Below are 13,741 nucleotides of genomic sequence, written 5' to 3'. Positions count from 1 at the left end.
CCTTCGGTGACCACCCCCGCACTCTCCGTCCTCGACCTCGTCCCCGTGCGCTCCGACCAGGACACCGCCGACGCCGTCGCCGCCACCCGCTCCCTGGCCCGCGTGGCCGACCGGCTCGGCTACCGCCGGTACTGGCTCGCCGAGCACCACAACATGCCGGCCGTCGCCGCCACCAACCCGCCGGTCCTGGCCGCCGTCGTCGCCGCCGCCACCGACCGCATCCGGGTCGGCTCCGGTGGTGTGATGCTGCCCAACCACGCGCCGCTCGTCGTCGCCGAGCAGTTCGCCCTCCTCGAGGCCGCCTTCCCCGGCCGGGTCGACCTCGGCATCGGCCGCGCGCCCGGCACCGACCCCGTCACGGCCTGGGCGCTGCGCAGCGGCACCGGCCAGGGGGACGGCGACGCCGTCGACCGCTTCCCCGACCACGTCGACGCCGTCATGACGATGATGTCGCCCGCCGGCGCTGCGCTGCGCCTGGCCACCGGCGACCACGTCCTGCGCGCCACCCCCCGGGCCGCCTCGGTCCCGACCCTGTGGCTGCTCGGCTCGTCGGACTACTCCGCCCGGCTCGCCGCCTCGCGCGGGCTGCCCTACGTCTTCGCCTCGCACTTCTCCGGGCGCGGGACGGCCGAGGCGCTGGCCCTCTACCGCGGCGGCTACGTGCCGTCCGAGGAGCACCCCGAGCCGCGCACCCTGCTGACGGCCAACGTCGTCGTGGCGCCGACGGCCGAGGAGGCGCGCCGGCTCGCGCTGCCCAACATCCGCTCGATGGTCGCGCTGCGCACCGGGCAGCCCCTGCGGGCGCTCGCGTCGGTCGAGGAGGCCGAGTCCGAGCCCCTGCCCCCGGCGCACGAGGCGCTCGCCGAGGAGATGCTCTCGCGCTGGCTCGTCGGCACGCCGGAGGACGTCGCATCGCGCCTCACGGCCCTGGCCGCCGAGCACGCCGTCGACGAGGTGATGGTCAGCCCGGTCGCCGGCGCCGTCGCGGGGACGCCCGCAGACCGCGCGCCCGCCCGCGAGGAGACGCTGCGCCTCCTCGCCGGGGCCCTCTCCTGACCCGGTCCCGCGCATCCGGCGGAAAAGTTCGGTAGACCTGTCGAATCGTCGGACGCCCGCGCGTCACGGGGGTGAGGTCGCAGCCGCGGCCCGGACCGAAGGAGCACGAGATGACCGAGTACGTCGTCCTCATCGTCGGTGATGCCGACCGCTGGTGGACCACGATGGATGCCGAGCAGCGCACCGCCGGCTACGCCGAGTACACGCGCTTCGGCGAGGAGCTGACCCGCCGCGGCCACCGCATCACCGGCGGCGCCGAGCTGCACGGCTCGGCCGAGACCAAGCGCATCCCCGGCGGGGGCGGCGCGGTGACCGACGGCCCGTTCGCCGAGACCGCCGAGCAGGTGGGCGGCTTCTACCAGGTCGAGAGCGAGGACCTCGACGACCTGCTCGAGTGCTGCCAGATCATCGCGGCGCTCGGGGACTCCGTCGAGGTCCGCCGGACCGTGCAGCCCGAGGACCGGCCCGCGTGAGCCGCCACCTGGTCCTGCTGCCCGCGCCCGAGGCCGAGTGGGCGCAGCTGCCGCCCGAGGAGCACGAGAAGGGGATGCGCTCGCACGAGCGGTTCCATCGCGACCTCGCTGCCGGCGGCCACCGGATCGTGGCCACCTCCCCCTTGCGGCCCTCCGCGGAGGCCCTGTCGATGCGCCCCGACGGTGCCGGTGGGGCGCTCGTCACGGACGGGCCGTTCACCGAGTCGGTCGAGCAGGTCGTCGGGTTCTACCTCCTCGAGTCGCCCGACCGCGCCGACCTCGTCCGGCTGTGCTCCGAGTTCGCCGCGCGCGGTGAGCTCATCGAGCTGCGCGACCTCGAGGGCGACGGACCCGACGGCGGAGGTGCGTCATGAGGTACGTCGTCCTGCTCCCCGGTGACGAGTCCCGGTGGGCCGCAGCCTCGGCCGAGGAGAAGTTGGCCACCTACGCCCGGCACGGCGACTTCGCGCAGGCGCTCGCGGCGCGCGGCCACACCATCACCGGTGGTGCCGAGCTGACCCGGTCCACCGAGGCGAAGGTGGTGCGTGCGGGTGACGGCGCGGTCACCGTCACGGACGGTCCCTACGCCGAGACCGTGGAGCAGCTGACCGGCTACTACGAGGTCGAGTCCGACGACCTCGACGACCTGCTCGAGGTCGTGGCCGTCCTCGCGCAGCCGGACGGTGCCGTCGAGGTCCGCCGGGTCGTCACCGACGAGGAGCGTGCGTCGTGAAGCGGTACGTCGTCCTCATCGCCTACCGCCCCGGTGAGTGGGAGGCGGCCTCGCCCGAGGAGCGCCAGGAGTACTTCGACGCGCACCACGCCTTCGAGCGGTACGTCGACGAGCACGGCCGCCGGCTCTCCAGCGGTGCGCTCTGCGACGCCGACACCGCGACGACGGTGCACCCCGGCCGGGGCGAGGAGCGGACCGTCACCGACGGGCCCTTCGTCGAGCTGGCCGAGCAGGTCGGCGGCTACTACGACGTCGAGCTGCCCGACCTCGACGCGGCGATCGCGGCGGCCCGGCTGATGCCGTCGGCGTACACGGTCGAGATCCGCCCGGTCATGGTCATCGAGGGCTACGAGTCGGTGTGAGCCCCGACGAGGTCCTGGCCGCCACCGTGCGCGAGGAGTGGGGGCGGCTCGTCGCCCTCCTCCTCGGCCGGTTCCGGCGCCTGGACCTCGTCGAGGACGCCCTCGGCGACGCCGTGGAGGCCGCCGCGCGGCGCTGGCCGGCCGACGGTGTCCCCGACTCCCCGGCTGCGTGGCTGCACACCGCGGCGAGGCGCCGGCTGCTCGACCGTCTGCGCGCCGAGGCGATGGCGGCGCGCAAGGCGCCGCTGCTCGTCGTCGACGCCGAGCCCATCGGAGGAGGGACTGTCATGGCCGACCCCGGCGGTCTCGTCGAGGACGACGTCCTGCGCCTCGTCCTGATGTGCTGCCACCCGGCCCTCGGCCCGGAGGTGGCCAGTGCGCTCGCGCTGCGGCTGGTGGTCGGGGTCTCGACCGCCGACATCGCCCGGCTCTTCCTCGTGCCGGAGCCGACGATGGCGGCCCGGATCACCCGCGGCAAGAAGAAGATCGCGGCGGCGGGCATCCCGTTCGCGGTCCCGGCGGCCGACGACCTGCCCGACCGGCTGCGCGTCGTCGCGCAGACCGCCTACCTGGCCTTCACCGCCGGCTACGCGCCGGGCTCCGGCCCCGACCTCGTGCGCGCCGACCTCGCCGGCGAGGCGGTCCGGCTGGTGCGGGTGACCCTGGCGCTGCGCCCCGCCGAGCCGGTTCTCGTGGCCCTGCTGGCCCTCACCCTCCTCCAGCACTCGCGGCGGGACGCGCGGGTCGGACCGGACGGCGCGCTGGTCCTCCTGCCCGACCAGGACCGCGCCCGGTGGCACCGCGACGAGGTCGACGAGGCAGTGCGGCTGCTCGCCGGGCTCGCCCCCTCGACCGACCTGCTCACCGAGTCCTACCGGTTGCAGGCCCTCGTCGCCGCCGAGCACGCCCTCGCGCCCACCGCGGCGGACACGCGCTGGGACCGTATCTGCGCCGCGTACGACGCCCTCGCCGTCGTCAGCCCCTCACCGATGGTCCGGCTCGCCTCCGCGGTGGCCGTCGCCGAGCGGGACGGCGCGGCGGCCGGGCTGGCCGCCCTCGACGGGCTCGACGCCGAGCTGTCCGGCAGCCACCGGCTGCCCGCCGTGCGGGGGGAGCTGCTGGCCCGGCTGGGGGAGGACGACGCGGCCGTCATCGCCCTCGACGACGCGATCCGTCTGTGCGGCAACGAGGTCGAGCGCGCGCACCTCACCGCTCGTCGGGACGGCCTGACGACCCCCTGACGCCCCGGCGCCCGCCGTCGAGTGCGGAAGTGGCCGCCCCAGCGACCACTTCCGCACTCGACCCGGGGGCGCGTGAGCGGTCCCGGGTCCCGAGCAGGGCCACCCCGAGCACGGGCAGCAGCGCCCACCACCAGCTGAGGCCCTCGCGCCCGACCAGCCCGCGGGCCGCCATCACGCCGAGCCCGCCGCAGCCGAGCACCGTCGCCGCGACCGGCTGCCACGCGGCGGCCCGCCCGCCGAGCCGCCGCACGTCCTCGAACCGTCCCACGAGCGCGACGACGCCCGCCGTGAGCACCCCGAGCACCAGCCACCACAGCGGGCGCGTCGCCCACCAGCCACCCGACAGCGGCTCGACACCCAGCCCGAACCCGCCGACCAGCAGCGAGGCCCCGATGACGAGCACCATCACCGTGAGGTGCCACAGGTAGACCGACATCATCCGGCGGCCGAGGACGACGACGGCCGCCCACGCTTCGGCCCGGGACATCGCCCGCCGGAGCGCCGGCTCGAGCGCGAGGACCACCCCGCCCTGCAGCAGCCCGAGGAGCCCCAGCGTCACCCGCGTGGGGTAGCTGTTGTTCACGGCGGCGCCGTCCAGCCCGATCATGGACACCGGGTACGGGCCGGCCCACACCAGCGCCACCAGCCCGACGAGCCCGACCCCGGCCAGCGCCAGCCGGCGCCCCGTCCCGCCGACCCGTCCGTCGAGCCACGCGTACCCCAGCTGGTGCACGGCGCCCCAGACGACGACGTAGTTCGCGAACCCGACCCACCACGGCCCGACGGTCAGGCTCACGACGTCGACGACCCCGCCCACCACCAGGCCACCGACGACGGATGCCCACCCGAAGCGCTCCCAGAGCCGCAGGGTCAGCGGCGCCAGCGCGCAGACGACGACGTACGCGGCCAGGAACCACGTCGGCACCAGCGCCACCTGCGATGCCGTGCGCAGTGACGCCCGGTCCACCCCGGCGGCATCGGCCACGAGGAGGAGCCCGACCCAGAACAGCAGCAGCGGCACCACCGGTACGAGCAGCCGACGCAGCCGGCCACGCAGCCACTCCGGCCAGCCGACCCCGCGCTCGCGAGAACGCCTCCACGACAAGCCGTTCGCGTACCCGCCGACGAGGAAGAAGACCGGCATCACCTGGAACACCCACGTGAGCGGGTGCGTCCACGACGCCCGGTCGAGGACGGCCCCGGCGTCCAGCCGGCCGTCACGCACGACGACCGCCGCGACGAGCCAGTGCCCGAGGACGACGACGGTCAGGGCCGCGACGCGCAGCAGGTCGACGACCCGGTTGCGGTCGGTGGGGGTGGCGGCGTCGATCTCGCGTGCCGTGAGGGTCTGCATGCGCCCAGCGTGACGCCTCGAGCGGCACCGGGGCCTGAGCACACGTACCCGGGTCCACCCCGTGGAGGGGGGTGGACCCGGGAACGAGGTGACCGGTTCGGTCGGCCCGGCCCCAGCACGGGCCGACCGACGGTGCGGGCCGCCGTCAGGCGGCCCCGCTCGCGGCGACGGTCGCCGGGAGCACGACGGAGAAGCGGCCCTCGCCGTAGCCCGCGACGGACACCGCGAGGTCGTCGCGGGTCAGCGACCCGTCGACCGTCCCGAGGACGTCCGCCGGAGGGGCCTCCGGGGGGAACCACACCCGGCCGAGGCGCACGTGCGTGCCGCCCCCGCCGTTGAAGAGCGAGGTGAAGACGTTGAGCACCTCGGAGAAGGCGGCCCGGACCGGCGGCGTGGTCTCGCCGTCCTTCACGAGGTCCTCGGCCGCACCGGCCGGCGTCAGGGACAGGCAGGCGCCGGCCCGCACGACGAGCTCGTGGTCGGCGACGAGGAGCGCCGTGACCCGGCCCTCGTCGTCGACGATCTCGCCCGACGTGGTCCGGCCGTCGGCCGGGGTCGGGTACCCGAGGGCGTCGGTGACGACGCAGTCCCGGCCGAGCAGCCGCTCCAGCAGGTCGCGGGTCTCCTTGCGCTCCGGGAGACCGTTGTGCCCGAGCACGCGGTCCTCGACGGCCGCCACCGCCGGCGCGTGCCCGCCCCGGCCGAGGACCGGGTCGAGGTGCAGCGCGAAGGACTCGGCGGTGAAGGGCTTGCCGACGAGGAAGAGCGCACCGGCGGCCAGCGCCTGGGAGCGCATCGTCACCGAGCCCTCGGAGGTGACGAAGCCGAAGGGCGTGCCGTCGCCGGACGCGCGCAGCGCCTCGAGGAACTCCAGCCCGGACATCTCGGGCATGTTCCAGTCGGACAGCACGAGGTCGGGACGGTGGGCGGCGACGGCCTCGAGGCCGGAGCGGCCGTTGTCGGCCTCGACGATGTCGTGGCCTCCGTGACCGGCCTGGCGCAGGGTGCGCGTGACGATCTGGCGCATGACGCGGGAGTCGTCGACGACGAGCAGCTTCATCGGGGTCCCTCCTGGGTGGTGACGTCGACCCGCAGGCGGCCCGCGGTCGCGTGGTAGGTGGCGGCGACCAGGGCGTCGGCGCGCTCGCCCCGCTCCGCGGGGGCGCCGGCGGCCCGGCCCTGGCGGACCTCGGGCAGGCCGAGCTCGGCGTGGTCCGGCAGCAGCGACTTGACGTTGCCGGCGACGATGTTCGCGATCTCGCCGAGTGCGTCGTGCACCTCCGCGGTGTCCGGGTCGGCGTCGTCGGGGAGGGCGAGCAGCTCGCGGGCCAGCCCCGAGGCGACGGCGGGCGCGCAGGAGACGACGACCGAGCCGCTCCACGAGCCGTGGATGTCCACGCTCGCGCGCACGGCGTCGTCGGCCTCGTCGGCGGTCGGGGTCACGACGACGGGCTCGCCGAAGAGCGACTCCCACACCGACGTGACGATGGAGTCGAGGTACTCGGCCTCGATGGGGGCAGGGATGGTGGTCATGCTCGACCGCCTCTCGTCGTGAGCTGGTAGGCCATCGCGCGCCCGAGCGCCACGCGCTCGAACCCGGGGTCGAGGCCGAGGGTCGTCTCGGCGGCGCCGAGGAAGAGGTACCCGCCGGGGCGGAGCACCCCCCGGACGGCGGCCAGCACGGCCGCCTTGGTGGGGACGTCGAAGTAGATGAGCACGTTGCGCAGGAACACGACGTCGAAGCGGGGCATCAGGGGCAGGGGCGCCGCGAGGTTGAGCGTGCGGGCGTTGATGGTCGCCCGCAGCGCGGCCGAGGCCTCCCACTCCGTCCCGACCCGCTGGAAGTGGGCGACGAGCCGGGGTGCGGACAGGCCGCGGGCCACCTCGAGCTGGCTGAACCGGCCGGCGCGGGTGCGCTCGACCATCGCGGGGGAGAGGTCGGTCGCGGTGATCCGCGCCTGCCACCCGGGCGGGAGGGTCTCGGCTGCCGTCATGGCGATCGAGTACGGCTCCTGGCCCGAGGAGCACGCCGCGGCCCAGACGTTGAGTGTCCGGTCCGGGCGGGGCACCGAGGTGACGGCCGGGATGACGTGCTGCCCGAGGGCCTCGAACGGGTGGATGTCCCGGAAGAAGGAGGTCTCGTTCGTCGTCATGGCCTCGACGACGCTGGCCCGCACGGGATCCGAGGGACGGGAACGCAGCCGCGCCGCGAGGGTGGCGAGGTCGGGCAGGCCGGCGCGCGCAGCGACCGGGGCGAGCCGGGCGCTGACGAGGTACTCCTTGCCGGGCTGGAGGACGATCGCGCTGTCCTGCTGGACGATTCGCGCGAAGAGCTCGAAGTCGGCGGTCTCGAGGAGGCTCATGCGGCACCTCCCCAGGTGCTGGGCCGGCCGACCGCGACCCGCGCGCCGACGATGCTCGCCATCGTCGTGAGCGGCAGCACGCGTGAGGCGTGCCCCGCCGAGACGACGGCTCCGGGCATCCCCCAGACGACCGAGGTGGCCTCGTCCTGGGCGAGCACGATGCCGCCCGAGCCGGCGATCTCACCGGCACCGGCGGCGCCGTCCGCGCCCATCCCGGTCAGCACCACGGCGAGCGTGCGCCGGCCGAAGACGGTTGCGAGGGAACGGAAGAGGACGTCGACGGCAGGACGGCAGTGGTGCTCCTTCTCGGCATCGGTCAGGGCGACGGAGGGCGCCGCGGGGGACCCGACGACGGTGAGGTGGCGGTCGCCCGGGGCGACGTGCACCACGCCGGGGCGCAGGGGCTCGCCGTCGACGGCCTCGTGCACCGACAGCTCGGTGGACCGGTCGAGGCGCTCGGCGAGCAGCCGGGTGAAGACCGGGGGCATGTGCTGGACGACGAGGACGGGCACGGCGAGGCCGCGGGGCAGACCCTCGAGGAAGACGCCCAGCGCCTCCGGCCCGCCGGTCGAGGCACCGACCGCGAGGACGTCGACGCGTCCGGAGTGGTCGGAGGCCAGGCCGCTGCCCGGCCGCGGGACGGTGGCGACGGGGCCGGTGCGCCGGCCCGTCGGGCGCGCCCGGGGACGCTCGGGCGCCTCGGGGGCGGGCTCCCGCGGCGGGCAGAGCGCGACCAGCCGCTCCCCGAGCTCGCGCCGGATCGTCGCGACCGACTCCACGAGTCCGCTCTGGCTGCTCGGCTTCGTCACGTAGTCGCGGGCACCGGCGGCGAGGGCGTCGAAGGTGGCCCGCGCCCCGCGCTCGGTGAGCGTCGAGAACATGATGACCGGCAGCGCCGGACGGGTGCGGTGCAGCTCGCGCATCGTCTCGATGCCGTTCATCACCGGCATCTCGATGTCGAGCACCACCGCGTCCGGGCGCACCTCGTCGATGAGGGCCAGGCCCTCGCGACCGTTGACCGCCTGGCCGCCGAGCTCGACGCCCGGCAGGCCGCGCAGGGCCTCGCCGACGATCCGCCGGACGGTGGGGGAGTCGTCCACGTGGACGACGGTGATGGTCATGACGCGGGCACCAGGCCGAGCAGCTGGAGCTTCTCCTCGATGGCCTCCGGCGGGAAGGGCTTGATGAGGTACTCGTGCGCACCGGCCGCGAGCGCCCGCACGATCTGCCCGTGCTCGGACTCGGTCGTCACCATCATGAGGTTGATGTCCCGCCACGCCGGTTTGGCGCGGACGGCGACGACGAACTCCAGGCCGGTCATCACGGGCATGTTCCAGTCGACGAGGCAGACGTCGGGGAGGGCGCCCGCCGCGGCGGCGGACTCCACCGCCTCGAGCGCCTCCTGCCCGTCGGCGGCCTGCTCGACGGAGAACCCCATCTGGTGCAGCAGGCGGCCGAGCAGCACCCGCATCGTGCGGGAGTCGTCGACGACGAGGGCGCGCATCAGACGGTGAAGCGGTCGACGGCGGCGCGCAGCGTGCTCGAGATGGTCTCGACCTCGCCCGCGGTGGTCCTGACGGTCGCGACGCCGTCGGCGGCGCGGGCCTGGGCCTCGGCCTCCTCGGCGACGCTCGTCGCGATGCTGCCCGTGCCCGTCGCCGCGTCGGCGACGGTGCGGGACATCTCGCTCGTGGTCGCGGTCTGCTCCTCGACGGCCGAGGCGATCGTCGTCTGGTGGTCGTTGATCTGGGCGACCACGCCGTCGATCCGGCTGATGGCGGCGACCGCGGCCTCGGCGTCGGACTGGATCGAGGAGACGCGGACCTGGATCTCGGCCGTGGCCCGGCGGGTCTCCCGCGCGAGCTCCTTGACCTCGTTGGCCACGACCGCGAAGCCGCGGCCGTGCTCGCCGGCCCGGGCCGCCTCGATGGTGGCGTTGAGGGCGAGCATGTTCGTCTGCTCGGCGATCTTCTCGATGGTCTCGACGACCGAGCCGATCTGGGTCGAGGACTCGCCGAGGCTGGCGACGGTCTGGCTCGTCGAGGCGGCGAGCTGCACGGCGTCCTGGCCGACCCGCGCCGCCTGGTTGGCGGAGTGGGCGATCTCGCCGACGGAGGCGGCCATCTGCTCGGTGGCGGCGGCGACCGTCTGCACGTTGGCCGAGACCTGGTGGGCGGCGGCGGCGGTGCTGCGCGAGGTCTGCGCGGCCGTGTCGGCGCCGTGGGCCATGTCGGCGGTGACGGCGGTCATCGTCGAGGACACGTGGCTCAGGGCGTTGGCGTTGTCGGCGATCGCCTTGACCATCCCCCGGACGCCCGTGACGGCCTCGTTGAAGGTGCTGGCCATGACGCCCATGTCGTCGGAGCTGAGGACCTCGACCTCGGCGGTGAGGTCGCCGTCACGCAGCGCCGACAGGCCCGCCGAGATGTGGCGCACGGACAGGACGATCGAGCGCATCAGGCCGAGCCCCAGGAGCAGGGCGATGGCACCGCCGAGGACGATCGCGACCCAGACGGTGCGGGTCGTCGACGCGCTTCGCGCTTCGGCGTCCGCGACGACGACGTCGGCGGCGGTGTTGCGCGAGGTCTGCTCGGAGAGCAGGCCCTTGCGCATGGCGTCCTCGAGCGGGAGGAGCTCGGTCTTGGCAGCGGCGTCGAACGTCGCCACGTCACCCCGGCGCAGCGCCGGGAGGAGAGTGGTGTCGCGCAGCGTGACGTACTTCGCCCAGCCCGCGGTGAACTCGGCCCACCCGGTGCTGCCGGCGTCCTCACCCTTGGAGTCCAGGACGGTGTAGGTGTCGGCGGCCTTCTCGGTGGCGGCGTCCTGGGCCGCCAGCCGGTCGACGATCGAGAGGTCGGCCCGCCCTCCGGCGGTGGCCAGGGCCAGGTCGTCGCGGCCCTCGAAGGCGACGCGGACGTCGGCGAGACCGATGACGGCGATGGATCCGTCGTAGCGGACCGACGCGATGGCCTCGTCCGTGGCCTTGAGGCCGGTGAACGCTGCGGCCGCGACGACGGCCACGGCCACGACGAAGGCGCCGATGGTGAGGACCATCTTCGTCACGAGCCGCAGGTCGGCGTACCAGGCCAGCGGCGAGGGAAGGCGGGTGGCGGACATGGGGGTTCCTCCGGAGTCGGTGGTGCGGGTGGTCATCGGTCGAGCGAGAGGACGGCGTCCAGGCGGACGTCGAGGAGCAGGGAGTCGGCGAGGACGTACGCCCCGCGGACGAGGTCGCGGATGGGGCCGACGAGGGTCGCGGGCGGGGGCTGGGGGTCGTCGACGTCGATGACGTCACCGATGCGGTCCACGACGAGCGCGACCGGTCCGCCGGGGGAGCGGACGACGACGGTGCCGGTGCCCTCCTCGCCGGTCGGCAGGCCGAAGCGGCTGCGCAGGTCGATCCCGGTGACCACCTGGCCGCGGAGGTTGAGCAGGCCGGCGACCCGGCCGTCGGCCCGGGGGACGGGGGTCATCGGCAGGGCGCCGAGGACCTCCTGGACCCGGTCCACGGGGAGGCCGACGAGGTGCTCGCCGAGCGAGAACGTGACGTACGTGGAGCCGCTCATGCCGGCACCCCCTCGAGGACGTGGGCGGTGGGGACGGTGCCGGCGACCCGCAGGGCCGCGGCGAGGTCGAGGATCTCGACGAGCCGGCCGCCGACGACCGCGCCGCCGACGACGCCGGGGCCGCGGTGGCCCGCCTGCGACGCGACCTCGGGGTCCTCGTCGGCGATGTCGACGATGGCGTCGACGACGAGCCCGACGGGCTGGTCGTCGCGGGTGACGACGATGACCGCGCGGGTGTCCGCCCCGGAGTCGGTGACGTGGCCGATGCGGGTGGGGGCCCGGCGACCGCCGACGACCGTCCCGACCTCGACGAGGGGCATGATGCCGCCGCGGTAGCGCACGGCCCAGCCGTCGCCGAGCCGCTCCACCGCCGAGGCGTCGAGGTCCTCCAGGCGGGTGACCACGTCGAGCGGCACGCCGAGCGTGCGCTCGCCGTCGGCGCGCACGACCACGAGGCGCCGGGCGTCCTCGCGGGACACGGACTCGACGTCGTGCTGGGCGAGGAGGTCGGGCCGCAGCTCGCCGGTGAGCGAGAGGGTCGCGAGGCCGCTGCCGTCGAGGATCAGGGCCACGGCGCCGTCGCCGAGGATCGTCGCGCCGGAGAAGACCTCCGTGCCGGCGAGGTGCTCGCCGAGCGCGGACACGACGATCTCCTCGGTGTCGAGGACCTCGTCGACGACGAGCCCGAAGACCTTGCCCTCGACGTCGAGGACGACGATCGCGCCGGGCGGGCCGCTCGGGGCCTCGAGGAGGGAGCGGCCGTCTACGAGGGTCAGCAGCCGCTCGCGCAGGCGGAGCACCTGGACCCCGGCGACGTCCTCGACGACGTGGCCGCCGTCGTGGACGACGACGAGCTCGCGGACGAGGGTCTGCGGCACGGCGTAGCGCTGCTCACCGACGACGACGATGAGGGCCGGCACGATGGCCAGGGTCAGCGGGAGGGTCAACCGGCAGGTCGTGCCCTTCCCGGGGACCGAGCTGAGCTCGACGGTGCCGCCGATGGCCTCGATGTTCGTGCGCACCACGTCCATGCCGACCCCGCGGCCGGAGACGTTGGTGACGGCCTCGGCGGTCGAGAAGCCGGGGCGGAAGACGAGCGCGTAGGCCTCGTGGGGCGTCATCGCCGCCGCCTGCGCCGCGGTGATGATCCCGCGCTCGACGGCCTTGGCCGTGATGCGGGCGGGGTCCATCCCGGCGCCGTCGTCCTGGAGCTCGATGACGACGCGGCCGGACTCGTGGTAGGCGCGCAGGACGAGCGTGCCGGTCGACGGCTTGCCCGCCGAGATGCGGGTCTCGGGGGTCTCGATGCCGTGGTCGACGGCGTTGCGCACGAGGTGGGTCAGCGGGTCGCGGACGGCCTCGACGAGCCCGCGGTCGAGCTCGGTCTCGCGGCCGAGCATCGTCAGGGCGACGTCCTTGCCGCACGCCGTCGCGAGGTCGCGCACGACCCGCGGGAACTTGGCCCAGACCGTGTCGACCGGCTGCATCCGCGCCTTCATGACCGCGTCCTGCAGGTCGCTCGTCACGATGTTGAGGCGCTGCATCATGCTGCCGAAGGCGAGCCGGCCGTCCTCGCCGGTCGCGCCGGCGCGGCTGGCAGAGCCTCCGACGCCTCCGGCACCACTCTGGACGCCGTTGTGGGCGGAGAGCTGGTTGCGGGTGAGGACGAGCTCGCCGACGAGGCGCATCAGCGAGTCGAGGACGGCGACGTCGACGCGCACCGAGGACTCGGCGGCGCCGCGGCGACCGAGGTCGCGCTCGTCCTCCTCGACCGCGGGCTCGGGGGCCGGAGGGGCCACCGGGGCGAGCGACACGACGGGGGAGGGAGCCGGTGCCGCCGCCCGGAGGGGGGTGGATGCGGCGGCACCGGCGGTCTCGGGCTGGGTGTCGGTGGGGGGGAGAGTTCCGACCCCGGCGCCCGGACCCCCGTCCCCGGACGTGCCGGGGAGGGTGATGAGCGGCTCGTCCTCGACGGACCGCTCGAGCTGGATGACGAGCTCCTCGAAGCGGTGCGGGCCCTCGCCCGCGCCGGTCTCGACGGAGGCGAGGATGTCGCGGACCGCGTCGACCGTGGCCAGCAGCAGGCTGGCCCGCTCGGTCGTGAGGACGAGGTCGCCGTCCCGCAGCGAGGCGAGGAGGTTCTCGCCGGCGTGCGCGACGTGCTCGAGCACCGGCAGGCCGAGGAAGCCCGAGGTGCCCTTGATCGTGTGGACGGCGCGGAAGACCCGGGCCAGCCGGTCGCGCGAGGTCGGGTCCTTCTCCAGCGCGACCAGGTCGACGTCGATCTGGTCGAGGTTCTCGTGGGACTCCACGAGGAACTCACGGATGATCTCGTCCATGCCGTCCTCCACGCTCCCTCACCTCCGTGCGTGGTCGTCCCGACGGGGTGCCGGGAACTGTCTCCGCTCGCATCGGCAGCGGTCCGGGGGGAGTTGACGAAGGACAGGTCAAGAAGCCGTGCTGGTCCGGTGCGGCCACCGAAACCGTGGATGCTCCTCGCCTCCGGCCGCCGAAAACGCGCAAGCCATGGACAGGGAGTACCGGATCACGGCACACTGGCCCTGCGCACGGACGGAAACCGCAGCAGCGGTGA

15 protein-coding genes are annotated in these 13,741 nt (G+C 74.8%); 6 read left to right on the top strand and 9 right to left on the bottom strand.

The window, feature by feature from the left end:
• Positions 1 to 6 precede the first annotated feature (6 nt).
• The 6 genes from ACQZ2A_RS03575 to ACQZ2A_RS03550 all read left to right on the top strand — a co-directional run bounded on the left by ACQZ2A_RS03575 (position 7) and on the right by ACQZ2A_RS03550 (position 3,865).
• Positions 7 to 1,056 (top strand): LLM class flavin-dependent oxidoreductase, encoded by a 1,050-nt coding sequence (locus ACQZ2A_RS03575; protein WP_430207213.1) that lies wholly within the window; start codon positions 7 to 9, stop codon positions 1,054 to 1,056.
• Between the two features lie 110 nt (positions 1,057 to 1,166).
• On the top strand, positions 1,167 to 1,529 hold the full coding sequence (locus tag ACQZ2A_RS03570; RefSeq protein ID WP_430207211.1) for a YciI family protein: 363 nt from the start codon (positions 1,167 to 1,169) through the stop codon (positions 1,527 to 1,529).
• Complete coding sequence (locus ACQZ2A_RS03565; RefSeq protein WP_430207209.1) at positions 1,526 to 1,903, top strand: YciI family protein; 378 nt, start codon at positions 1,526 to 1,528, stop codon at positions 1,901 to 1,903. Before ACQZ2A_RS03570 ends, ACQZ2A_RS03565 begins: the two co-directional genes overlap by 4 nt.
• Positions 1,900 to 2,262, top strand: a complete 363-nt coding sequence (locus ACQZ2A_RS03560) for a YciI family protein (RefSeq protein WP_430207207.1) — start codon at positions 1,900 to 1,902, stop codon at positions 2,260 to 2,262. The genes ACQZ2A_RS03565 and ACQZ2A_RS03560 overlap by 4 nt, the downstream gene beginning before the upstream one ends.
• Positions 2,259 to 2,624, top strand: a complete 366-nt coding sequence (locus ACQZ2A_RS03555; RefSeq protein WP_430207205.1) for a YciI family protein — start codon at positions 2,259 to 2,261, stop codon at positions 2,622 to 2,624. Before ACQZ2A_RS03560 ends, ACQZ2A_RS03555 begins: the two co-directional genes overlap by 4 nt.
• Complete coding sequence (locus ACQZ2A_RS03550) at positions 2,621 to 3,865, top strand: RNA polymerase sigma factor (RefSeq protein WP_430207204.1); 1,245 nt, start codon at positions 2,621 to 2,623, stop codon at positions 3,863 to 3,865. The genes ACQZ2A_RS03555 and ACQZ2A_RS03550 overlap by 4 nt, the downstream gene beginning before the upstream one ends.
• On the opposite strand, the gene ACQZ2A_RS03545 is transcribed toward ACQZ2A_RS03550, so the two are convergent.
• The 9 genes from ACQZ2A_RS03545 to ACQZ2A_RS03505 all read right to left on the bottom strand — a co-directional run bounded on the left by ACQZ2A_RS03545 (position 3,831) and on the right by ACQZ2A_RS03505 (position 13,487).
• Entirely contained in the window at positions 3,831 to 5,219 is a 1,389-nt protein-coding gene (locus ACQZ2A_RS03545; RefSeq protein WP_430207203.1) for an acyltransferase family protein, read from the bottom strand. The two genes, ACQZ2A_RS03550 and ACQZ2A_RS03545, sit on opposite strands and share 35 nt — an antisense overlap.
• 145 nt (positions 5,220 to 5,364) lie before the next feature.
• On the bottom strand, positions 5,365 to 6,279 hold the full coding sequence (locus ACQZ2A_RS03540) for a response regulator (protein ID WP_430207202.1): 915 nt from the start codon (positions 6,277 to 6,279) through the stop codon (positions 5,365 to 5,367).
• Complete coding sequence (locus ACQZ2A_RS03535) at positions 6,276 to 6,752, bottom strand: chemotaxis protein CheX (protein ID WP_430207201.1); 477 nt, start codon at positions 6,750 to 6,752, stop codon at positions 6,276 to 6,278. Before ACQZ2A_RS03535 ends, ACQZ2A_RS03540 begins: the two co-directional genes overlap by 4 nt.
• A complete protein-coding gene (locus ACQZ2A_RS03530) occupies positions 6,749 to 7,582 on the bottom strand; it encodes a CheR family methyltransferase (RefSeq protein WP_430207200.1) in 834 nt (277 codons plus the stop codon). The genes ACQZ2A_RS03535 and ACQZ2A_RS03530 overlap by 4 nt, the downstream gene beginning before the upstream one ends.
• A complete protein-coding gene (gene cheB / locus ACQZ2A_RS03525; protein WP_430207199.1) occupies positions 7,579 to 8,703 on the bottom strand; it encodes a chemotaxis-specific protein-glutamate methyltransferase CheB in 1,125 nt (374 codons plus the stop codon). Before cheB ends, ACQZ2A_RS03530 begins: the two co-directional genes overlap by 4 nt.
• The gene (locus tag ACQZ2A_RS03520) at positions 8,700 to 9,086 is read right to left on the bottom strand and encodes a response regulator (protein WP_430207197.1); all 387 of its coding nucleotides are present in this window, start codon (positions 9,084 to 9,086) and stop codon (positions 8,700 to 8,702) included. The genes cheB and ACQZ2A_RS03520 overlap by 4 nt, the downstream gene beginning before the upstream one ends.
• The gene (locus tag ACQZ2A_RS03515; RefSeq protein WP_430207196.1) at positions 9,086 to 10,699 is read right to left on the bottom strand and encodes a methyl-accepting chemotaxis protein; all 1,614 of its coding nucleotides are present in this window, start codon (positions 10,697 to 10,699) and stop codon (positions 9,086 to 9,088) included. The genes ACQZ2A_RS03520 and ACQZ2A_RS03515 overlap by 1 nt, the downstream gene beginning before the upstream one ends.
• A gap of 32 nt (positions 10,700 to 10,731) precedes the next feature.
• Positions 10,732 to 11,148: a chemotaxis protein CheW gene (locus tag ACQZ2A_RS03510; protein ID WP_430207195.1), complete on the bottom strand. Its 417-nt coding sequence runs from the start codon at positions 11,146 to 11,148 to the stop codon at positions 10,732 to 10,734.
• Entirely contained in the window at positions 11,145 to 13,487 is a 2,343-nt protein-coding gene (locus tag ACQZ2A_RS03505) for a chemotaxis protein CheW (RefSeq protein ID WP_430207194.1), read from the bottom strand. Before ACQZ2A_RS03505 ends, ACQZ2A_RS03510 begins: the two co-directional genes overlap by 4 nt.
• Positions 13,488 to 13,741: the final 254 nt, after the last annotated feature.

The sequence above is a fragment of the Phycicoccus avicenniae genome (assembly GCF_050496545.1).
GTDB lineage: Bacteria > Actinomycetota > Actinomycetes > Actinomycetales > Dermatophilaceae > Phycicoccus > Phycicoccus avicenniae_A.
This window is presented reverse-complemented; position numbering and strand designations above follow the sequence as displayed.

Coding starts and splice junctions, on each gene's coding strand:
- ACQZ2A_RS03570 (WP_430207211.1), top strand. CDS start 1,167: ATGACCGAGTACGTCGTCCTCATCGTCGGTGATGCCGACCGCTGGTGG.
- ACQZ2A_RS03560 (WP_430207207.1), top strand. CDS start 1,900: ATGAGGTACGTCGTCCTGCTCCCCGGTGACGAGTCCCGGTGGGCCGCA.
- ACQZ2A_RS03545 (WP_430207203.1), bottom strand. CDS start 5,219: ATGCAGACCCTCACGGCACGCGAGATCGACGCCGCCACCCCCACCGAC.
- ACQZ2A_RS03540 (WP_430207202.1), bottom strand. CDS start 6,279: ATGAAGCTGCTCGTCGTCGACGACTCCCGCGTCATGCGCCAGATCGTC.
- ACQZ2A_RS03535 (WP_430207201.1), bottom strand. CDS start 6,752: ATGACCACCATCCCTGCCCCCATCGAGGCCGAGTACCTCGACTCCATC.
- ACQZ2A_RS03530 (WP_430207200.1), bottom strand. CDS start 7,582: ATGAGCCTCCTCGAGACCGCCGACTTCGAGCTCTTCGCGCGAATCGTC.
- cheB (WP_430207199.1), bottom strand. CDS start 8,703: ATGACCATCACCGTCGTCCACGTGGACGACTCCCCCACCGTCCGGCGG.
- ACQZ2A_RS03520 (WP_430207197.1), bottom strand. CDS start 9,086: ATGCGCGCCCTCGTCGTCGACGACTCCCGCACGATGCGGGTGCTGCTC.
- ACQZ2A_RS03515 (WP_430207196.1), bottom strand. CDS start 10,699: ATGTCCGCCACCCGCCTTCCCTCGCCGCTGGCCTGGTACGCCGACCTG.
- ACQZ2A_RS03510 (WP_430207195.1), bottom strand. CDS start 11,148: ATGAGCGGCTCCACGTACGTCACGTTCTCGCTCGGCGAGCACCTCGTC.
- ACQZ2A_RS03505 (WP_430207194.1), bottom strand. CDS start 13,487: ATGGACGAGATCATCCGTGAGTTCCTCGTGGAGTCCCACGAGAACCTC.